We start from the raw sequence: 20505 nt of genomic DNA, 5'->3' as shown, positions 1-20505 counted from the left end.
GGCTAACCCGGCAGCAATATCCATGGCATGACCAGGCTGGCGGAACCGTCCACGCTTTCCGGCTCCTCCGAAACTCAACAACGAAGGCGACAGATCACGAGCTACAAAAATACGACATCTTCACCCGCTACGGACAGGCGCGTTACGGGTGGCAGTCATGCTCGGCATTGCGGCCGACGCGGCTTACGGCGCCGGTATCGACAGCAGGCTTGAGATCGAGCGCCCGCGGATATCGTAGACGCGGGCGAACACCACGTCGTCACGCTTGATTTCAACCATCACCGGCGCGCTCAGGCCCTTGCAGTAGAATTCGCCGAGCGTCATGGCGAAGTCGGCCGCGTGGCTGTCCCAGCCGATGGTGAAGTCGGGGCCAAGCGCAACCTGAGCCGGACGCTGCGGACCGCACACCGCGACTTTCCACTTGTGTCCAGGCGGCGGGCTCATGTGCTTTTCCTCGATCTGCTCATGCAGGTCGTCGGAGGCCTGTTTGAACGCAAGCCCCCAGTAATCGAGCATGTAGCGGTCGTCGGCCCCGCGCACCGTGCCGGCGACGTGGTTGAAATGGGTGTACTGGTAAGGGTGAAGCCGGATCATCTCGCCAAGCGGCAGCAGAAGGCCGAACAGGAAAATGGCCAGCGCGGCCGGCTGCCAGGCGCGGCGATTTTCTCCGAGCCGTTCCATTCCACGCGCGAAGGCGAGGCCTGCAAGCACCGTCATCGGCGGAATGACGAAGATGAAATGACGGATGCCGTTGTAAAGCGCAGGACGCTTCACGATGGCAATGGCGATCGGCAATATCGCCGCCAGCGCCAGCATCAAGAGAATGGTCTTGCGGCGGCCGGACACATCGTTGCGGGCGAGCGCCGTGAAGGCCCAGCCGATTCCCGCAACGGTCAGCGCCAGCAAAACTTCCGGGAGCTGGAGAGCGAACAGCGTGGGGAGATACGACCACGGCATGTCGGGAACCGACACGAGCGCGCCGTCGAACATCTCTTTCCACGGTTTCTCGAAGAAATGCGAGAAGTACGTAACCGCCAGGAACGGATGGTCGGGCGCAATGATCGACCATGGCCAGATCAACCCCATGACGAGGTAGCCGAGGATCAGGCCAGGCAGCAGCGCGTAGGCCATTTGCGCAAATCGCCCGACAGCCTCGCGTGCGCCCCGGGTCCGGACTTCCTCGGTCAGCAGCGGCATGAGCCCGATCAGCGCGTAAAGCAGCGCCAGGCCGCCAAGAACGCGCGAGCCGATTGAAAGGCCGGCGCCAAGGCCGGCGATCAGAACGGTCCGCGGTGACGGCTGCGGATATTCTTCGACCAGGCGAACCAGGCCGAGCATCAGGATGATCATCGCCACCGCGAATGGCGCATCCTTCGGGTTCATGAACATGTGGCCGTAGAAGGTCGGACACAACGCGAGAAGCAGTAGCGCGGCAAGTCCCGCCAGCGGGCCGCCGACGCGACGACCCAGCCGCCAGTTAACGGCGAGGCCGATGATGCCGATCGTGGCGCCGAGCAGCCGCCGGGTTTCGAAAAGCTCAAGCGGGATCACTTTGTGCAGCAGCGCTGCCGCCATGTCGAAACCGCCGCCATACATGTACAGATTGGCAAACGAGAGCGCGCTGGTGTCCCTGAAGCCCGAACCGTACATCTTCAGCAACAGGTCGGCATATTCGGCGTGGGTATAGTCATCCCAGCCGAGGCCGTAATCGCGGAAAGTGAAGGCTGCGACCAAACTGACGGCGACCAGAACCACCATCGCGGCATCGTCGCACGTCCGCTCCATCGAGCGCCGCAAAGGCGTATCGACAGCGGAGGTCATGATTGATGACATGCGATTGGTAACCCGGTGACCCCTTGGCCCGTTTCACGCCCGTGCCGCCTAGTCGAAGTTCCTGTGCCACAAGCGGCGAATTCGGTTCAGGAACTTCAAATAGAGAAGCAGCACTAGTACCGCCGATCTGAAGTTCCTGCACCACAAGGGGCGAATTCGATCAGGGACTTCAGATCGATAAAGCGGTACTAGAATCAATAAGTTGCTAGAGCTCCTTGATTCCGAACTTCGCATCGGAGGGGCCGCATTAGCTTGCGAACTTCGGAATCGGAGATCTAGCGGGCCCTCATCCTCCGGCATCCATATAGCGCAGTTCATGGGCCAAGTAATTGGCAATTGTGGCGTAATTCGCCAGCGGCAGGCGCAACTAAAGACGGATTCGGCCCTTAACCATGGCTCCAGCGACCGCAGGTCCCGGAATTACCTGGGTAATTGGCGTCTGGCTCGGCAGGCAATATGACGGTATCGTGGCGACGGGCGCTGTAGGGCTGCGTGATGGCGGAGCGCGGCCCAGGGGTGAGTTTGATGATGATTGGAATGTTGGTCGTCGGGATCGGCTGCCTGCTGGCGGGTCTCGCAGCGATCGGTTTCGGGATCCCGATCAACGAATTCGGCCTTGGCAACACTCTTATTCTCGCTGGCGCCGTCGCCGCCTGCTCGGGGCTGATTATCCTGAGCTTGTGGGTCGCGGTCAGGGAGCTGAAGGGCGCCGTAGGCCAGCTGGCGTCCAATGCTGCCTTTGCCCTAAGGAACGGCGCGTCCCAGCGAGCGGCCTTGCCGCGCCCGGCCGGAACCGCAAGCGATAGCGTCACGCCGCATGCCGATCCGCTGCGCGCCGAGCCGCCGGGACCGCCTCCGTCACCGTCTGCGCCCTGGGACGAAGAGGCTGCGGTGCGCGACCGATCCGGCCAAGCGGCGTCATCACCGCAGACGTCCGAGCCACCGGCAAAACAGCGGCGAAATTTTATGTTTTCCTCGACCTCCCGCCGGGAGCGCGAACGCGCCCAGGCGCGCCCAGGCGATCCATCTGCCGGGTCGGGGACGGCGCCTGAGCCTGAGGTCAACGAAGTTCCTCCGCCAGGCTTTGACGATACCTCGCCGAAATCGGAACGGGCACGGCCAACCGATGTGCCGCTGCAGCGCCGTCCGGTGCGAAGTCCACCGCCATTCAGCGAACCGTCCGCCGCGATCCGCCAGCCTCCGGCTGCCGAAAATAAGCCGGCAATCACAGTGCTCAAATCCGGCGTCGTCGATGGCATGGCCTATTCGTTGTATTCCGACGGTTCAATCGAAGCGCAGATGCCGGAAGGCATGATGCGCTTCGCCTCGATCGACGAATTGCGCGCACATCTCGATCAGAGGCCGTGAAAACCGGAACGCCGTTCTTGTCTCCGTCCAGGTAATCCGCTCAGATCGGCAAAGATGGCAACGGATGCCAAATTGTGAATCGGCACGGACATGACTTGCGTGATTAAAATCTTGGGAAGGTTTTGGCCATGACCGATACCACGGGCAGGAATTTCATCGATCTGACGGCAAATATCGTTTCGGCCTATCTCAGCAACAATCCGACGCCCGCTTCGGAAATTCCGGGCTTGATCAACCAGATCCATGCCGCCTTGGTTCGCGTTTCGTCCGGCCGCCCCGAACTGTCGGCCGAGCCAACAAAGCCCGCGGTTTCCATCAAGAAATCCATCGCGCCCGATTACCTGGTGTGTCTTGAGGACGGCAAACGCTTCAAGTCGCTGAAGCGGCACTTGCGTTCGCAATACAATATGACACCCGAACAATATCGGGAAAAATGGGGTTTGCCGCCCGACTACCCAATGGTCGCGCCCAGCTATGCGGTCGCCCGCTCGCAACTCGCCAAGAAAATGGGGCTTGGCCAGCAACGCCGCCGTCGCAAATAGACGCCGCGCCTACGACGCCGCGGCCAGCGTTTCACGCGCATCGGTGCGAATGCGCTCGACCATCGAACGTAGCCCGTTGGAGCGCTGCGGCGTGAGATGTTCGCGGAATCCGAACTCGTCGAAGACGGCGATGGCGTCGGTTGCGAGAATTTGCTGTGGCGTCTGGCCGGAATAAAGCATGAGCAGGATCGCGACCAGTCCGCGAACAATGTGGGCGTCGCTGTCGCCCCGATATTTCAGCAAGGCTTCGCCGGCATCGTTGCGTTCGACATTTCTCGACAACCAGACCTGGCTGACGCAACCCTGCACCTTGTTGGCGGCAGAGTGCTCGGCTTCCGGCATCGGCTCGAGCGTGCGCCCAAGCTCGATGACATACCGGTAGCGGTCGTCCCAGTCGTCCAGCAGTTCGAAATTCTCGCGGATGTCGTCAATCGCCGTCATGGCCGTGCTCAACCTTCAGCAACCCATATATAGGGGTGAAGGCGGACGAAAGCGAGTTCGTTCCCGATCCGAATTGTTCCCGATTTTCGCGCGGAATTACGGTGACGGCGGCGGGGCGCCTTGCCATTCGATCTGCATGTCGTCCGGCGTCAGCGTGTCTTGCGCCGCTTCGGCTTGCGCGGCCTCGCTGTCCATGCCGCCGATCGATCCGGTGTGGTCGGGCGAATGCTTGTCGGATTTGTCGGGCTTATCCGTGATGATCTGATACAGCTTTTTTGCGCCACCCTGGGCGCGCTGACCGATCACAGTTGCGGCCTGGCCGCCGACTTCGCACGCTGCCGGTTGGCGTTTGCAAAACTGGCTCATGTCGTTGACGGCCGCGGTGGCCGCCGAGATTGCCTCGGACGCATCGATCTGCGGCGTCTTGCCGGTGTCCGGAGATTTGTCCCTCGGCAACAAGACGAGGACCAAGCCAATCCAAAACGCCAAGCGAAGCAGGAAAAACATCGTGCTACTCCGGCCGCCTCTCTTGTCTCGCTGTCTTCAATCCCGAATCTTACCAGTCGTCGATAAATCGCAAGTGTTTGCATTGAAGTTAAGCAGTGAAGGATTTGCGAAAAATTCGCCTGGTTTGATTCGGTGTAAATTTTTGATTGATATCCGGCACGCGCCTCTCGCCGGCCGTCCACCATTTCGAAACCATACCCAAAAAGTTCCGGAAACCCGCCGTTCACCATCTGCGTTGATTGAAGCCCGCATCGGAGATGGAAAACGGCGTGGAGATGCGGTGTTTGGCCGCCATGCGGGCCGCCTTAGCGTTCATTTAATGTCGCTCTGACAGGTTGCGATTTAGACAAGGGGGACGTTCCGGAGCGTCGGTTCGACGCATGCCGAAGCGAAAAAGCTGTGATAGTTCTGAGTACCATTCGCGATTGCCTGGATGCGCTGCTGCACCCGTCCGCACGGCAGGACGCGCTTGCGCGCGCCCGCCATCGCGCCTTTATCGCGCCGCGGCTACTGGGAAGCCTCACGGCATTTGCGGCGTTCCCGGTCTATCTTGCCATGCACGGCGCGCCAACCGCGCTTGAGGTTGCAGCATTCGCCTGGCTGATTGCACCCATTCTGCTCTCCTGGTTTCTATCGCGCACCGGCCGTTACGAAGAGGCCTGCTGCCTTTCATCGCTGGCGTTCGCCGGACTGATCATGACGCTGGCATCGAGCACCGGCGGCATCGGATCGTTTGCGGCGATCTGGCTCGTGGTCGTGCCGGTGGAAGCCGCGCTTTCGGCCTCGCGCCGCGCCGTCGCCTTCGCTTCCGCGGTCGCCTTGATCTGCGTGGGCGTCCTGATCGCCCTCGGCCATTTCGAGCTATTGCCTGCGGCGGATGTCAGTCCGCATATGCGCGCGATCCTGACCACATTCGGCGTGGCCGCGGCAACGCTTTATGCCGGGGGCCTCGCGTTCGGCACCGAATTGCTCGCGCGCACCAGCGCGTCGCTGCTTTATGTCGAGGAAGACCGTTATCGCCTGTTGGCGCACAATATGAGCGACGTGATTTCACGTCACCACCGCAACGGGGCCGTGCGTTTCATCTCGCCGGCTGCGGAGGCGCTGCTGGGAACGTCGGCCTCGGGTCTTCTCGGCTTTGGTCTGTTCGATCGCGTTCATGTCGCCGATCGCCCGGCCTATCTCACCGCGCTTTCGGATGCGGCGCGCGACGGCGCGGCGCAGAGCGTCGAGTTCCGCCTGAAACGGGATGCGGTCCGCGGACGCGAAGCGGGGCAGGCCAATCAGGTCAGTTTCATCTGGGTCGAGATGCGTTGCCGGCCGCTCGAAACGGTATTTTCGAAAACTGCGGAGACCGAGGTCGTTGCGGTCATGCGCGACGTCACTGACCGCAAGAATCAGGAACAGGCGCTGGATCTGGCGCGGTCGGCGGCAGAGCAGGCAGATGCCTCCAAGACCCGCTTCCTCGCTACCATGAGCCATGAGCTGCGCACACCGCTCAATGCCATTATCGGCTTCTCCGAGTTGATCATGCAGGAAGACGCGCTGATGCTGGACGCCGCGCGCCGCAAGGAGTACGCCCAGCTGATCAACGATTCGGGGCAGCACCTGCTGTCGGTCGTCAATGGCATTCTCGATCTTTCGAAGATGGAGTCGGGCAATTTCGAGATCATGCCTGAGCCTTTTGCGCCACGGGCGGCTCTGGTCAATTGCTGCAGTCTTCTGGCGCTGAAAGCGCGCGAGAGCGCCGTCGAACTCGTCAGCCGCGCGCCGGACGATTTGCCGGTCATGATCGGCGATCCCCGTGCATTCAAGCAGATCGTGCTTAACCTTGTCTCGAACGCCGTCAAATTCACCGAGCGCGGCGGTACCGTAACGGTGTCGGCTGCCATTGAAGGTGCGCGACTCATGGTGCGCATCGCCGATACTGGCGTTGGCATTGCCGCCGACGACCTCAAGCGGATCGGCGATCCGTTCTTTCAGGCCGGAAAGACCTATCAACGCCGTCACGAAGGCACGGGTCTGGGGCTATCGATCGTCAAGAGCCTCGTTGCCCTGCACGGCGGCGATATGACGGTGCAGAGCAGGGTCGACGAAGGAACTACGGTTACGGTAGCGTTGCCGCTGACGCCGCAGCAGGCGCAACCTGCAAGCAATATTACAACGCTCGCACCGCCGTCGCGTCTCCCGACGCCGGAGCAATCCCCTCAGGTGAAGAAAAGTGCCTAGGAAATCGAGAAGTGATGGCAAGCGCCGCCGCGGCTCCAGAGCGGCAGCGACGGAAGTGGATTACGAGCACAGCCTTGCCATGCGCATTTTTCTGTACAGCCCGAAAGATATGATTGCGGGCGCGCTTGCCCTTGCGGTCGTCGTCGCGGTCATCGCCAATGCGCTGCTCATGCAAGCCGGGCGTCACCCCGCGCCGATGTTCGGCACGGTGACCGTCATGCCCACGGTGGCAACGGCGTCAGTGCCCGCCAATCTCGCGCCCGCGCCACGCTCGCGGCCGGTTGAGGCGGCAGTACCGCTGCCCGAAGCGAGGCCCGCCGAACCGAGGCCGGCGGATTCGAGAGCAGCAGATCCGCTGACCAATCTCGTCAAGACAGCGAGCACGATGCAGGCGACGACAGCGAATATTCCGCGCCCGCCGATGACGGTTCCGGTTTCGACCCATGCCGACGGCGTGCCTGTCACGGGCTCGCATCGCATCGCCGCCGTGCAGCGCGCGCTGACCGAATATGGCTACGGCCAGTTGAAGCCTACCGGCGTCCTCGGCGCCGACACGCTGGCCGCGATCCAGCGGTTCGAGCGGGCACGGAGGATTCCCGTCACCGGCCAGGTGACCGAACGTCTCATGCGTGAACTGGCTTCCACGATCGGCCATTCGGTCGAGTAGACCGGGCCCGGCTCCACTAGCATCGCGACATCGGCTGGCCTATCGTCTTTCGATGCGATTGAAATCGAGTATTTGGGTGGCGGCTTATCTGCGCCGCTGCCAGACCGCGGGTGTCTTCGGCGCGGTGCGCCGGCGTGGCGCGGAGGAGGCGGGCGCGGTGTTCGTGAAGGTGGCACTGCTGGACGGCAATGCCATGCTTTACGCGCCGGCGCCGCAAACGGTTTACGACGACTCCAGACCCGTTGAGCGGCTTTTCATGCCGATCTCGAAGGAGCCGTTGCCGGAGCCGTCGGTGGAGGAGCGTCTGCAGAAGGAAATCCGGTTCGATCCGGATGCCTGGATCGTGGAAACCGAGGATCGTTCGGGGCAGCACTTCCTCGATCTGACGCGCGACTAGTACCGCCGATCTGAAGTCCCTGCACCACAAGCGGCGAATTCGATCGGGGACTTCAGATCGATAAAGTGGTACTAGAATCAATAAGTTTGTGAGTAGCCCATGACTTTCCGAAGTTCGTGAAGGTGGGTGCTGCGATAGAGCACGAACTTCGGAAAGTGGGCACTAGAGTTCTGATTCCGAAGTTCGCAAGCTATCCCCTCCGGTGCGAACTTCGGAATCAAGGGAGCTCCAGCAACTTAATGATTCTGAATTCGCCGCACTAAAGGCAAGACGGGGTTTAGCGCTCCGCCTTCTGCGAAGATCCCGCGCGAGGTGTCGCGGCGTCGCTAGCTGGTTGCGAGGCGGTCCTGGTCTGCGCCGCCGCGCTGCGGGCGCGGCCGCGTTCGTCGTCATAAAGCGTCGGCCGGTATTTGGCGCGCGTGACGACCAGGGTCGAGCCGCGCCAGGCCGCCAGCATGATCAGCGCCGACCGCTCTTGCAGCGTGTCGTAGAGGCGCGAGAGCCGGTACACCATGTGAACGGAGCTGCCGATCTCCGGTTTGAGGAAAAGCAGGACCCGCTGGTAAACCACGCCCGGCATGCCAAGCGCCTTGGCGGCGCAAGCGAGCGGTTCGCCGGTCGGATCGTTCACCACCTGGGTTGCGATCTTCCACGGCAGGATCAGCGTCTCGCTGAGTTCGAGTGTGAAATTTTCGAGATCGGCGATCCAGGCCGCCATCTCGAGAGCCTCGATCGCGCGCTTCGCGCGTGAGGCGGGAACACGCGGCGACGGCTTCAGCGGCGTCTCGGACAGGTTGTGCAGGATCACGGCCCGCTCGGCGGAGCCCGCGCCAAAAAAAAGCCCGCTGATTTCGGCCGCATCGGCCGGTTGCATCGACAGGTTCGAGGTCATCCGCAAGTGCGGTTCGCGGGAGGTTGCTGCCGGTTCCTGCGCGGCGCTGGAGGATGCATGGATCTCGCGTGCCAGCGGCTTGCGCGGCTCGGGATGCGAGGGTTTGAGCCCAAGGTGATTTAAAATCGGCGCCGGGGTTGCCGGATAGAGAGCAAGCCGCGCCCGCACGGCCGCGCGCGTCGCGTCATCGACCTGATCGATCAGGCGCGACGTGAGTTCGACGAATTGGCGGGCTTCCTCCTCGCTATGCGTGCTTGTCTGAACGTAGAGGTCAGCGAGAACGCGAAGCAGAGTGGGGCGGATATCGACGCCCTCTCGGCGGGAGAGGTTCATCAATCCGTCAAAGCCGGAGAACAGCGGAGGCTTGGTCATTTTGAGCGGTACGCGACTGATTTCAAATCCCGCGTCAGCCTAAGCGGGTTGCTTTAACGCCGCGTTAAGGAAAACAATTCGTGAAAGGCGAAAGCCGCTTTTCGCGCCCGTCCCGGAGCGCCGCAGCCGGTCTTGCGAAAGCCGCAGCCGTTATCCGCCGGGCTACACTTTAAGAAGCCGTTAACCACGTTTTGTTCTTAATGACCTCCGTCGCCGCAAATCGCGTCACAAGCGGCAACCGGAGAAGTTCGGCATGGGCACCGTCATTGAATTTCCAGCGGATGCAGCCTTGCGGTGGCTGGGATCAACCGTGGATGGCGCCCCGCAGGAGCGTAAGGGAACGGTCCTGATCCTTCCCGTCATCCGGATCGAGCGGCAGGTTGAGGAAACCAGTGGGGATCGCGGGCCGGAGGCGGGGACAGCCCCGGGCCGCCGTCGCCGACGTCGCTAAGCGGCGGATTGGACATGCCGGACATCTCTCATTTGATGCGGGCGAGCCGGCAGCCCCGCGCCTCTGCATCGTTTGCAGTGCTGCTTGCCACAGGGCTCTTGCTTGGCGGTTGCGCCGGGGGCGATTTCGGCCGCACGCGCGCGGATTTCCGCAACGACGACATGCATCGCTGGATGGGCGCCGAAGCGACCGGCAGCATCGGCCTCAAGCCATCGCAGTTTCAACTCACCGACGGCGAAAGACAGCTTCGCGATCAAGCCTATCCGCTAATCGAGCCGCCGCATTCGCGGCCCGCCTGGAAGGCGGTGTTCGGCGATTATCAGGTCGTCGCCTCGCCGTGGCGGCAGAAGGTTGTCTTCGATCGCACCGCCTACGGCCGTGCGCTGATCGACGAGCCGCACCGCTCCGACGCCTCGCGCTATTCCCAACTGATCGACGATGCGCGTGACGACATCACGCGTCTCGAGCAGTTCTATTCGACAGCCGCGCGCGTACTCGAACTCGACCGGAAGCGCAATGCGAGCCTCGCCCACGTCTCGCAATTGTCGCCACGGGAGCGCGCAGACGCCGTCGCCCGCATGGAAGAGAACGCGCTGATCGTGCAGTGGGTCCAGCAATGCCAGGAGCGGCGCGTATCGTCGTATCGCTGGGCGCTGGAGCGGCTGGTGGTTCAGGCACCGGATAACATCGCGGGCGAAGCCGACCGCCTGATCAACGAAATGGCCGGGCTCGCTGCCAATCCACCCGTCGTGATCCAACCTGGCACCGGGTATCAGGTCATCTCGAAGGGCTAAACGACACTTTCGCTCAGCGCTTGGCCGGCGCCGGCTCGGTCTGCACCTTGCAACTCGATGCAGCAAGCGACGCTTGCGCCTGTGCCATCAGGCCCGGCTCCGGTGCCAAGGCTTTCATCACGATCAGTCCGGCCGCGCTCGGAGAATCGATGATCAAACGGTCCGCGGCAGTCACATCTTCATCCTCGGGCAGCGCGGCATGCTGTGCTTCCGTCATCAGGTCGAGCTCAATGACCTTGCGTCCGGCGGAGCGATCGTTGATGGCGTAGTAGGCGAGTTCGTTGCGGGTATAGAACGAAACCGACGTATAGGCCTGGCTCACGGGGACGGCGAGCTTGATCGGGCCGCCGGAAAGATCGTAGCGGCAGATCGCGACCGCAAAGGCCGGATCCATGAAGGGCAGAGGCTCGGTGCTGGGATCGGGTTGCGGCAGCGATGTAACGGCGTTCACCTTGGTGATCGGGGCGAGACGCGAATAGGCATCCTGCGTCGCAATCCGCGGCAGCGCCAGCACACTGACCAGATGCACAATGCCGCCGAGGAAAACGCCGGCCAGGATGGTGAAGATCAACCGGATCATGGGCAACTCGCGGTTGCGATGGAGGGCATCGGAGCATCGCGCTGGGTGCGCGTCGCCACGCCAACCGGGGTATCGTAAAGCCGCAGCACCAGCGTGTAGCGCTCGATCCCGCCGGTCGGCAACCAGTTGCCGGCGCGCGATCGCGAGGCGACCCGCACCTCGAACGAGCCATCGGCGCCGCGGATGATTTCCTCGCTGGTGAAGCCATAGCGCTGCAGCGCGTTGGCGACCAATCGTCCCTTCCTGTCGTAGAGCGTCAAGGTCCAGAACCGCGCCGGCGGCGTAATTCCGCTCACCAGCACGTCGCAGCGTCCGTCGAGCAGCCGCTTGTTGTCGTCACGGTTCGCCGAGAACGCGATGCCGTCGCCGGTACCGATCGGCAATTCGCCGCTGCGGGCGATGGATGCGCGCGAATAGGGGTCGACTTCGACGGTGCCGGTTCTTGGCCGTGCGGTCCAGGCGCCGATGGTCAGCGTGCCGATGTCGGTGCCGCGGGTCGCCGTCGTCCAAGTGGCGCCGAGGCCGATGGCGGCGGCGAGGATCAGCGCCAGCAAGGTGACGAATACGAGCCGCACGTCTAGTGCTCCGATTCCGAAGTTCGCACACACATCGCGGAAACCTCTGATGCGAACTTCAGAACCAAAGGAGCCCTAGCAACTTGAAATTTGCTGGCGCGGCTTTTGAATTTGAAGTTCCTGTGATGAGGTTGCGGCGACATGGATAGGAACTTCAAATTCGCCGCGCTAGTACTTGCGTGGAGCGGTCGACGCCGTGGACGCGCCCGGCAGTGCCGAAGCAAAGCTTTCGGTGAATCCCGCCGAGGTCGACGAGACGGGCTTGGCGGGCTTCGCCGATTCGTCGACCGTCCTGGCGGCGTCATCTAGCATCTTTTCCACTTGCACCAGGACGTCCGCGCCGCGCTTGGTGAGGACCGGCGGCGGCCTGATATCCGGCGGCTTCGGGGCGGCACCATGGGCAGCGAGCAAAGCCGCGGACGGAGACTGCGGCAGTTTCGTTCCCATGCCAACGCCCGGGAGTTCCTTGATCTCGACGCCCTGATGGGCCGCGAGCATGATTTCGTGCCAGGTCTGCGCCGGAAGCGAACCACCGGTCATGCGGTTGGTCGGTGAATAGTCGTCGTTGCCGTACCAGACAGCACAGGTGAAATTGCCAGTATATCCGACGAACCATGCATCGCGATAATTGTTGGTCGTGCCGGTCTTGCCGGCGGTTGGAATGCCATCGAGCGCCGCGCGGCGGGCCGTGCCCTCGCTCACCACGTGGCTCATCATCTCGGCCATTTCTCCGGCGATGTTGGCGGGGATTGCCTGCCGCGGCTTCGGACCATCGCGATCGTAGCGCCAGACCAGATCGCCGGTGCCTGTGCGCACTTCCAAAATCGCGTGCGGCGTCACCGCCTTGCCCCGGTTCGGGAAGGTCGCATAGGCCACCGCATGTTCGAGCACCGTGACTTCGTCGGCGCCGATCGGCAGCGACGGCGTATCGGGCAGGGGCGCCTTGATGCCGAAGCGGCGGGCCACTTCTACGATTTTTTTGCGGCCGGCCTTGGGGCCTTCCTTGCCGCCCAGCGCAATCGAGAGCTTTACCGGAATGACGTTGATCGAGCGCGTGAGCGCCTGCGTCAGCGTCACCGGGCCGGAATAGGAGTGGCCGTAGTTCTGCGGGCACCAGTTGCCGATGCAGACCGGGCCGTCGACGACGACCGACTTCGGCGTGAAGCCGTTGAGTAGCGCCGTGGTGTAGACATAAGGTTTGAAGGACGAACCTGGCTGCCGGTAGGCGTCGACCGCGCGGTTGAACTGGCTTGCGCCGTAGTCGCGGCCGCCGACCATGGCGCGGATGCCGCCATCGAGATCGGAAACGACGGTAGCGGCCTGTGTGGCGTGATAGTCGCGGCCGAACTGGCGCAACTGGTTTTCGATCGCTTCTTCCGCCGCGCGCTGCACGCTCATGTCGATCGTGGTGCGCACGACGAAGACGCGCTCATTATAGGACTTCGGGAACGTGTCGACCAGCTTGCGCATCTCGTCGAAAGCCCAGTCGAGATAATAGTTCGGCGAATTTTCGTCGCGGCGGTCGACGACGCTCGCCGGATTGCGCCGGGCGCCGAACACCTGACCCTCGGTCATGAAGCCGGCATCGACGAGGTTGTCGAGCACGACGTTGGCGCGGGCGCGGGCGGCGGGCAGGTTGATGTGCGGCGCGTATTTGGTCGGTGCCTTGAACAGTCCCGCCAGCATGGCGGCTTCCGCGAGATTGACGTCACGCGCCGACTTGTTGAAGTAGAAATGCGCCGCGCCGTCCACGCCGAAGGTGCCGCCGCCCATGTAGGCGCGATCGAGATAGAGCTTCAGGATTTCGTTCTTGGTCAGCCGCGTCTCCAGCCAGATCGCCAGAAACGCCTCGTTTATCTTGCGCTCGATGGTGCGTTCGTTGCTCAGGAACAGGTTCTTGGCGAGCTGCTGGGTGATCGAGGAGCCGCCTTGGCGTACACCGCCCGCCTGGGCGTTGGTCACAAGCGCGCGCAGTGTGCCGGCGACGTCGATGCCGAAGTGGTCGTAGAAGCGACGGTCTTCCGTTGCCAGCGTAGCCTTGATCAGGACGTCCGGAAAATCTTCCAGCGGGATCGAGTCGTTGTGTTTGATGCCGCGGCTGCCGATCGGATTGCCGTAGCGGTCGAGGAAGGTCACCGCGAGATCGGATTTCTTCAGCCAGTCCTCGTCGGCAGTCTCACGGAAGGCGGGCACCGCGAGCGCCAGCATCAGGATCAGCCCGCCGAGCCCGAGGGTGGCGGCTTCCGACAACGGCTCGATGAACACCCAGCGCTTCCAGCGGCCAACATGGAAGCGGTCCATGAAGGCGGAATAACGCTCGTAGAGTTCGCGGGTGCCCTTGCCGGTGGAGAACAGGGTCGAATCGATGCGCGCGTCGAGGTCCAGCATCCAGCGCCGGATCTTCCTTATCCATTCGACTAAAACGGTCATGCGCACGAGCAGGCGTCACCTGAAACTGGATTCTCGTTCTTCGACTTGAGATCGACCACCGCTTGCGGTGCATCGCGCTCAAATCCTGCTGGGGTGTTGCGGCAAACCCAAGGCATTCGGTGAAGGCATTCGGTGCCCTAGTGCCCACTTTCCGAAGTTCGTGTTACACCTCAGCACGCACCTTTTGCGAACTTCGGAATCGGAGCTCTAGTACCGCTTTTCCATTTGAAGTTCCTGGATCGATTTCGTCGCTTGTGGTGCAGGAACTTCAAATAGGCGGCACTAGCTGCCCCGAATCTATCTAGCCGAGCGGGGACGATAAACCAATGGCCCGCCTCACATTTCAAGGGGAAGGGATAACGTCGCCCGGGCCTCGCGAAACCCATTTATCATCCCCACTTGCGCGGTCGTTGCCGCCGACCCTAGAACGGCAGAGCCAGCAAAGTTTGCAAAAATCCTGACCCCATGACCAAAAAGCCCCAACCGCCTTCCGAACAGGAGGGATTCTTCTGGAAAACCAAGACGTTGGAAGAAATGTCGGATGCGGAATGGGAGAGCCTGTGCGACGGCTGCGCCCGCTGCTGCCTGGAAAAGCTTGAGGACGAAGACACCGGCAAGATCTATTTCACTCACGTTTCCTGCAAACTCCTCGATGCTGGTCTTTGTGCCTGCAAAGATTACACGCACCGGTCCGAGCGGGTTCCCGATTGTGTCAGGCTCACGCCGGCCAATGTCCGCGCGCTGAATTGGCTGCCGCCGAGCTGCGGTTACCGCCTCGTGGCGGAAGGCCGCGACCTCTATTGGTGGCATCCGCTGATTTCGGGTGATCTGAATACGGTTCATGAGGCCGGCGTTTCCGTGCGTGGCCGCGTGCAGGGAACCGAGAACGAAGTTGCCGATGAGGATCTCGAGGATCACGTCGTGCAGTGGCCGGCGCTTCTGCCCAAACGTGCCAGGCTTAGGAAGCGCCCGACATCCTCCCGCTAGTGTCCCGGTTCTGACATTCGTATCGTATCGCGGCGGGTTCGTTTACGAATGTCAGAACCAAAGGGACACTAGCAACCATATGATTCTAGTGTGGCTTTGACTCTGACGTTCCTTCGGAGAACTCGCTGCAACACTGAAAGGAACGTTAGTGTCGCCACACTAGTGGAGTGAACGCGGCCGCGTCCCTTGGGACGCACCCATGCAGGTGACCCGCTGCCGCGACCCCGATTCGTCCCCTAAGTAGGGGGTCATGTTTTGCGGCGCACCGCCCCTTTCCGGCATCACTTCCCGATGAACAAGTTCGAACGACAGGGCCGTCCATCGGCCGATCAGCAAACTTTGTCCGAAACTCTCGCGGCTGAACCGACGGTCGCGCCTTCGGATATCCCCGATATCATCGACGCGCCGCCGATCGCGCCGCCCTCGCCGCTGACGCAGAGTGAAGTCCGCACCATTTTGATGAGCCTGATGCTGACGATGTTCCTGGCCGCGCTCGACCAGACCATCGTTGCAACGGCGTTGCCGACTATCGGCCACCAGTTCAGGGACGTCTCCAGCCTGTCGTGGGTGATTACCGCCTACTTGCTGGCCTCGACGGCGGTCGCGCCGGTCTTCGGGACCTTGAGCGACATCTATGGCCGTCGCGCCATGATCATCACTTCGATGAGTCTGTTCATTGTTGGTTCGATTCTGTGCGCGGTCGCGCCCAACATGCCGGTCCTGATTATCGCCCGCGGCCTGCAGGGATTGGGCGGCGGAGGCATCCTGCCGCTGGTTCAGACCGTCATCGCCGACGTGGTCACGCCGCGGGAGCGTGGCCAGTATCAAGCGTATTTCAGCGGAGTGTGGATGGCCGCCGGCATCGGCGGACCCATCCTCGGCGGCGTGTTCGCCGAACATCTGCACTGGTCGATGATTTTCTGGATCAACGTACCGCTCGGGCTTACCTCGCTTGCGATGCTGGTGCCGAAGATGGGCCGGATCCCGGTTTTTCATCGCCGCCGCGAGGTCGATTGGCTTGGTGGCCTTTTGCTGATGGCGGCGGCTGTCGTCGTGATGCTGGTGTTGACATGGGGTGGCAACCGTTTTCCGTGGCTGTCGCCGGTGACCATGGCCATGGTCGGCGCCTCGGTCGCACTGGCGCTGGGGTTTGTCTGGCACGCCTTGCGGGCTGACGAGCCGTTCCTGCCGCTTTCGCTGATGGGCGGAACGGTCGTGCCTTATGCGATGGTCTGCGGCGGTTGCGCCATGGGCGCGATGCTGGGGCTGACGGTCTATCTGCCGCTTTACTATCAGGGGGTCTATCACCTCAGCGCGAGCGAAGCGGGCATGGCGCTGATCCCGCTGGCTGCGGTTTCGACCCTTGGTGCGGCGATCGCCGGAAAGACCATGGCAGGTTCGAAGCACTACAAGCGCGTCGCCATCATTGGAACGATCGTGGCCGCCATCACCGCGGCGGCGTTGGCACTGGCGCTGATGCCGCTGTGGCTGCTGTTGGTGCTGCTGTCGATATTCGCCCTCGGCCTCGGCACAGCCTTCCCGGTCTCAACCGTCTCTTCGCAAAATGCGGTCGCGCGATCGCAGGTCGGCACCATCACGGGAGCGACCAATTTCTTCCGTGCCTTGATGGCCTCGCTCACCGTCGCAGTGTTCTCGGCGATCCTGCTGGCAGCGCTCGGCTCCGACGCCTCGCTGTCGGGCGAGCCGCACGGTGCGATGAGCTTGATTCCGGCCGCCGATATGGTCGCTGCGTTCCGCTATGTGTTCGGTGCCGCGGCAGCGTTGATGGTGGTTGCCTCGATCTGCATGGCACTGATGGAGGAGAGGCCGCTTGCGGGTCCCGCACGACCGGTCGAACTGGCGGAATGAAGCGTTTCGGCTGCGAGCCAGCAGCGGGCTCAACCGGGCGTTCAACGACCGGGCCTCTTCAAGCGACGGTTTCCAAAAACTGTTCTGGCCGGTTGCCCCGCACAAACAGACGCATCGGATTTCCGATATCGAAGAAGGGGTTATCGGGAAATCGGAGAATGGAGGCGGCTGCGATTAATGCGCGATTCAGGCTGTTCCTCAATGCACGCGTAACCAATGCAATCTAGATTCCCGTCCGAGTTGAGACGGTGCAGGTGCTCAAGGTCTGCAAGCAGGAGTGTCGGATGCTGCAGCTGGTTTCACGATTTCTGAATGACGAGTCCGGCGCGACCGCAATTGAGTATTGCCTCATCGCGGTCGGCCTCAGCATCGTGATTATCACCGCCGTCAACGGCATTGGCAGCACCGTCAACACCAAGTTCTCCTCGATCAACACGTCGCTGAAATAGCGCGCTATCCCGCTTTCCGTGTCCGAGACGCATTCCGCGCAGGCTTCTTGGCTGGTGGGGCTTTCGCTTCTTCTTTGGCCGCGCGCTTGCCGCTGATCGGCAACAGCATTTCCCGCTGACCTTCGACGCGCTTCTTCGCTTTCTTGCCCTTGGCCTTCACGGCGGGGGGAGGCGCCTGCCGTTCGTTGGCGAGGCTGCGCTTGAGCGCATCCATCAGATTGATAACGTTGCCGCCGGTCTTGGGCGCAGCCTTGGCTGCGGGGCGAATGCCTGCACGCTTCTTGTTGATCAGATCGATCAAGGCCGTCTCATAGTGATCCTCGAACTTGTCGGGCTTGAATGAGGCGGATTTTTTCTCGACGATGTGTTTGGCAAGATCCAGCATGTCTTTCGTAACCTTGACGTCCTGGATGTCGTCGAAATATTCCTTTTCGCTCCGCACCTCGTACGGGTAGCGTAGCAGCGTTCCCATCAGGCCCTTGCCGAGCGGTTCCAGCGCGACGATGTGCTCGCGGTTGGTCAACACCAGACGGCCGATCGCGACCTTGTTCATGCCGCGAACCGTTTCGCGGATGACGGCGAAAGCGTCATGGCCGACCTTGCCGTCGGGCACGAGATAATAGGGGCGGATCAGGTAGCGGCTATCGATATCGGTCTTCGGAACGAACTCGTCGATTTCGATCGTATGGGTCGATTCAAGTGCGAGGTCGTCGAGTTCGTCCTTTGTGACTTCGATGTAGGTATCGGTGTCGACCTTGTAGCCCTTGATGATGTCTTCGGAGCCGACTTCCTCGCCGGTGTCGGCGTCGACCTTGGCATATTTGATACGATGCCCGGTCTTGCGATTGATCTGATTGAAGCTGACCTTTTCAGTGTCCGACGTCGCGGGGTAGAGCGCGACCGGGCAAGTCACCAGCGACAGACGCAGGAAACCCTTCCAATTGGCGCGGGGGGCCATGGGATACTCCTCAAACGCAACACGCGAAAAATCTACGATATCACCGCAACGCGGGGTTTCAACCAAGCCGGTCGGGGAATCTGACAACGGCGTTAACCGCGCTGGGTTGCTGCGTCGCGGCCGGCAGCGACCGATTGCGCCGGGCCGCCATTCGAAATCCGGCGTGTCGTCCATTGGCCGATGCCGTCGCACTCCGCAAGCCTCGGAACATGATCGTAAATCACGCGTTGCTCTCGCAGGCCGCAGCAAGAAGCGGGCTTGGCCTGAAATGAGTATTGAGGCTTTCATGGCAGCGCAGCGAGAACGTCAGATTGTTGAAACCCCGACCGAGGCACGACAGGCCGAACCCGGACCGTCGGTGCTCGCGCTGCTCGCGGTTTCCACAGGTCTTGCCGTTTTGATCCTGGGCGTCGTCTGGTTCGTGTTTTTCCGCACCTGAGGACGAGCGCATCCGGTGGAACCGCCGCGGGATCACCGATCCTGTCAGCGGGTTTGGTTGCCAAGACCGTGTGATTCCGGTGCCCGTGTTATTCCGGTTTTTTAGCGATCACGAATCGCGCATGATCCTGCGGGAATTTGCTCGAAGACTCTGGGCAGGCAGAGCAAGTTCCAGCACTTCAAAACATCAAGTCGCCCGATTGTGGGCGATCAAGAAGCGCGGGGGGATAACCGGATGCATTCCATGCTCACTCTTCTCCTTCAGTCTTCGATTTTCGTCGCCGGCTTCCTGGTCGGATACATCGCTTGCGCATGGCGCTCGCGGCGCCGCGCGCAGTTCGCCGTGATCACGCCGCGTATTTCGATGTTTGGGCATCCTCGCCGGGCTTTTTAGCGCGGCGCTTTTGCGGATCGCAGATTGAGAGGCGGAACTGGTCCGCCGAAGATCTCGGGTCAGATCGAGTGATCTGATCGAACCGGCTTCAACCGAAGCAGGAAATAGGCCATCTGTCCGACAGAGATTCCGCTGATCCCGCCGAGCGCCTTCGCCAGGGCGTCTGCAGCGCGGCCATGACGGTCCGGCGTCAATAGCTGAAGCGCCTCGAGACCGAACGCCGCTCCGACCACGAGGGCGACAACCAGCAAGACACGATTGGGATACGCCAGCGCAAAGGCAAGGCCCATCAACGCAAAGGCTGTGAAACGTTCCAGGTGGGGGCTGGCGAGGGAAGGGCGGTCTCCGATTGGCGATAGCGTCACGAAAACGATGAAGGCGAGCGCCAGCCAACCTGTGATGGCAGATAGTCGATGAATCATTCCTGTTAGGTAGGCCACATCAGGCCCAAGCTCAACTCGTTTGATCGCCGCCCGTTCGAATCCGCCTCGGCGGCGGGCGTTCATGGTAAATTTGAGCCGTATCTTTGCTGGGGCGCGTTGTGCGGTTACCTACGGTTCCTCCGATCGGATCATGAGCAGGCGGCCGCACGAGGCCGCTTGTGTTACCAGCGAACCATCAACCGCGGCGTTTGGCATGAGTCAGACTTTCGTCATTCCGGATATCCACGGCCGGCTCGATCTTCTGGATCGAGGCCTTGCCGAAATTGCCGGGCGTTCGCGAGGCGAAAACGACACCGTCGTTACCATCGGCGACTATGTCGACAAGGGACCGGCGAGCAAGGACGTGATCGAGCGGCTGATGCAGGGCATCGGCGGCGCCTTCGCGCTCGTGACGTTGAAAGGCAACCACGATGCGATGATGGTCGAGGCGCTCAAGGACCATTCGAAGCTGAAGGACTGGTTGGGGAAGGGCGGCGAAGAAGCGCTGGCCTCCTACGGTGGCGAGGCTGCCCGCGTGCCGCAATCGCATCTCGACTGGCTCGATCGCCTGCAGCTATTCCATGTCGACTCCCATCGGCTCTATGTGCATGCAGGCGTCGATCCCGAAGTTCCGCTGGACCACCAGCGCGAGGAGGCGCTGTTGTGGAGGCGCTACCCCAAGGGGCATTCCGAAGGCTTCGGCCATTTCCACGTAGTCCACGGCCATGATAACGATCCCAATGGTCCGTTGCTGTTCAACGGCCGGACCAATCTGGATACGGCAGCCTGGAAGACGGGGCGGTTGACGATCGGCGTCTTCGACGACGACAGGCCGGGCGGTCCAATCGATTTCGTCGTCATCAAGGGAGCGCCGCGTTAACGAATGGGCTTCGGCGCTGCGGCAGGAATG

The 20505-nt window shown here is 61.9% G+C and carries 22 protein-coding genes; 12 read left to right on the top strand and 10 right to left on the bottom strand.

Features of this window, described 5'->3' with window-relative positions:
- Positions 1-183: 183 nt before the first annotated feature.
- Positions 184-1833: a glycosyltransferase family 39 protein gene (locus M6D32_RS19370; protein WP_298259165.1), complete on the bottom strand. Its 1650-nt coding sequence runs from the start codon at positions 1831-1833 to the stop codon at positions 184-186.
- Positions 1834-2361: 528 nt separating this feature from the next.
- Between M6D32_RS19370 and M6D32_RS19365 the strand changes: the two genes are divergently transcribed.
- Both M6D32_RS19365 and M6D32_RS19360 read left to right on the top strand, forming a co-directional pair.
- On the top strand, positions 2362-3201 hold the full coding sequence (locus M6D32_RS19365; protein WP_366145847.1) for a DUF308 domain-containing protein: 840 nt from the start codon (positions 2362-2364) through the stop codon (positions 3199-3201).
- Between the two features lie 128 nt (positions 3202-3329).
- Positions 3330-3743, top strand: coding sequence for a MucR family transcriptional regulator (locus M6D32_RS19360; RefSeq protein ID WP_298259161.1), 414 nt, complete (start codon positions 3330-3332; stop codon positions 3741-3743).
- A gap of 9 nt (positions 3744-3752) precedes the next feature.
- Here M6D32_RS19360 and M6D32_RS19355 read toward each other — a convergent pair whose 3' ends face one another.
- Positions 3753-4184: a SufE family protein gene (locus tag M6D32_RS19355; RefSeq protein ID WP_298259159.1), complete on the bottom strand. Its 432-nt coding sequence runs from the start codon at positions 4182-4184 to the stop codon at positions 3753-3755.
- Positions 4185-4280: 96 nt separating this feature from the next.
- Entirely contained in the window at positions 4281-4691 is a 411-nt protein-coding gene (locus M6D32_RS19350) for a DUF5330 domain-containing protein (protein ID WP_298259157.1), read from the bottom strand.
- Between the two features lie 399 nt (positions 4692-5090).
- On the opposite strand from M6D32_RS19350, the gene M6D32_RS19345 reads away from it, so the two are divergent.
- The 3 genes from M6D32_RS19345 to M6D32_RS19335 all read left to right on the top strand — a co-directional run bounded on the left by M6D32_RS19345 (position 5091) and on the right by M6D32_RS19335 (position 7984).
- The gene (locus M6D32_RS19345; protein WP_298259155.1) at positions 5091-6920 is read left to right on the top strand and encodes a PAS domain-containing sensor histidine kinase; all 1830 of its coding nucleotides are present in this window, start codon (positions 5091-5093) and stop codon (positions 6918-6920) included.
- Between the two features lie 79 nt (positions 6921-6999).
- Positions 7000-7587, top strand: coding sequence for a peptidoglycan-binding domain-containing protein (locus tag M6D32_RS19340; protein ID WP_366145846.1), 588 nt, complete (start codon positions 7000-7002; stop codon positions 7585-7587).
- A 52-nt stretch (positions 7588-7639) separates the two neighbouring features.
- On the top strand, positions 7640-7984 hold the full coding sequence (locus M6D32_RS19335; RefSeq protein WP_298259151.1) for a DUF1491 family protein: 345 nt from the start codon (positions 7640-7642) through the stop codon (positions 7982-7984).
- Between the two features lie 277 nt (positions 7985-8261).
- Here M6D32_RS19335 and M6D32_RS19330 read toward each other — a convergent pair whose 3' ends face one another.
- Complete coding sequence (locus tag M6D32_RS19330) at positions 8262-9248, bottom strand: DUF2336 domain-containing protein (RefSeq protein WP_298259149.1); 987 nt, start codon at positions 9246-9248, stop codon at positions 8262-8264.
- Between the two features lie 253 nt (positions 9249-9501).
- On the opposite strand from M6D32_RS19330, the gene M6D32_RS19325 reads away from it, so the two are divergent.
- Both M6D32_RS19325 and M6D32_RS19320 read left to right on the top strand, forming a co-directional pair.
- Entirely contained in the window at positions 9502-9699 is a 198-nt protein-coding gene (locus tag M6D32_RS19325; RefSeq protein ID WP_298259147.1) for a hypothetical protein, read from the top strand.
- Between the two features lie 14 nt (positions 9700-9713).
- On the top strand, positions 9714-10493 hold the full coding sequence (locus M6D32_RS19320) for a hypothetical protein (RefSeq protein ID WP_298259145.1): 780 nt from the start codon (positions 9714-9716) through the stop codon (positions 10491-10493).
- A 13-nt stretch (positions 10494-10506) separates the two neighbouring features.
- Here the strand turns inward: M6D32_RS19320 and M6D32_RS19315 are convergent, their stop codons facing one another.
- The 3 genes from M6D32_RS19315 to M6D32_RS19305 all read right to left on the bottom strand — a co-directional run bounded on the left by M6D32_RS19315 (position 10507) and on the right by M6D32_RS19305 (position 14078).
- A complete protein-coding gene (locus M6D32_RS19315; RefSeq protein WP_298259143.1) occupies positions 10507-11073 on the bottom strand; it encodes a DUF1254 domain-containing protein in 567 nt (188 codons plus the stop codon).
- Positions 11070-11648 carry a DUF1214 domain-containing protein gene (locus M6D32_RS19310; protein ID WP_298259141.1) on the bottom strand — a complete coding sequence of 193 codons (579 nt, stop codon included), beginning with the start codon at positions 11646-11648 and terminating at the stop codon, positions 11070-11072. Before M6D32_RS19310 ends, M6D32_RS19315 begins: the two co-directional genes overlap by 4 nt.
- A 168-nt stretch (positions 11649-11816) precedes the next feature.
- Positions 11817-14078 (bottom strand): PBP1A family penicillin-binding protein, encoded by a 2262-nt coding sequence (locus M6D32_RS19305; protein WP_298259139.1) that lies wholly within the window; start codon positions 14076-14078, stop codon positions 11817-11819.
- 465 nt (positions 14079-14543) lie between these two features.
- Between M6D32_RS19305 and M6D32_RS19300 the strand changes: the two genes are divergently transcribed.
- From M6D32_RS19300 to M6D32_RS19290, 3 genes are all read left to right on the top strand, one after another.
- Positions 14544-15065, top strand: coding sequence for a YcgN family cysteine cluster protein (locus tag M6D32_RS19300; RefSeq protein ID WP_298259137.1), 522 nt, complete (start codon positions 14544-14546; stop codon positions 15063-15065).
- A gap of 291 nt (positions 15066-15356) precedes the next feature.
- The gene (locus M6D32_RS19295; protein WP_298259135.1) at positions 15357-16934 is read left to right on the top strand and encodes an MDR family MFS transporter; all 1578 of its coding nucleotides are present in this window, start codon (positions 15357-15359) and stop codon (positions 16932-16934) included.
- A gap of 284 nt (positions 16935-17218) precedes the next feature.
- Positions 17219-17383 (top strand): Flp family type IVb pilin, encoded by a 165-nt coding sequence (locus M6D32_RS19290; protein ID WP_298259133.1) that lies wholly within the window; start codon positions 17219-17221, stop codon positions 17381-17383.
- Between the two features lie 4 nt (positions 17384-17387).
- Here the strand turns inward: M6D32_RS19290 and M6D32_RS19285 are convergent, their stop codons facing one another.
- The gene (locus tag M6D32_RS19285; protein WP_298259131.1) at positions 17388-18341 is read right to left on the bottom strand and encodes a Ku protein; all 954 of its coding nucleotides are present in this window, start codon (positions 18339-18341) and stop codon (positions 17388-17390) included.
- 92 nt (positions 18342-18433) lie between these two features.
- On the bottom strand, positions 18434-18565 hold the full coding sequence (locus M6D32_RS19280) for a hypothetical protein (RefSeq protein WP_298259129.1): 132 nt from the start codon (positions 18563-18565) through the stop codon (positions 18434-18436).
- Positions 18566-18627: 62 nt separating this feature from the next.
- On the opposite strand from M6D32_RS19280, the gene M6D32_RS19275 reads away from it, so the two are divergent.
- Positions 18628-18780 carry a hypothetical protein gene (locus M6D32_RS19275; protein ID WP_298259127.1) on the top strand — a complete coding sequence of 51 codons (153 nt, stop codon included), beginning with the start codon at positions 18628-18630 and terminating at the stop codon, positions 18778-18780.
- A 452-nt stretch (positions 18781-19232) separates the two neighbouring features.
- On the opposite strand, the gene M6D32_RS19270 is transcribed toward M6D32_RS19275, so the two are convergent.
- Positions 19233-19595 carry a VanZ family protein gene (locus M6D32_RS19270; RefSeq protein WP_298259125.1) on the bottom strand — a complete coding sequence of 121 codons (363 nt, stop codon included), beginning with the start codon at positions 19593-19595 and terminating at the stop codon, positions 19233-19235.
- Between the two features lie 214 nt (positions 19596-19809).
- Between M6D32_RS19270 and M6D32_RS19265 the strand changes: the two genes are divergently transcribed.
- Entirely contained in the window at positions 19810-20475 is a 666-nt protein-coding gene (locus tag M6D32_RS19265) for a metallophosphoesterase (RefSeq protein ID WP_298259123.1), read from the top strand.
- The last annotated feature ends 30 nt before the right edge of the window (positions 20476-20505 follow it).

It is taken from the genome of Bradyrhizobium sp. (assembly GCF_027307225.1).
Taxonomy (GTDB): Bacteria; Pseudomonadota; Alphaproteobacteria; order Rhizobiales; family Xanthobacteraceae; genus Bradyrhizobium.
The sequence above is the reverse complement of the archived record's forward strand: the minus strand, read 5'-3'. Positions and strand labels throughout refer to the sequence as shown.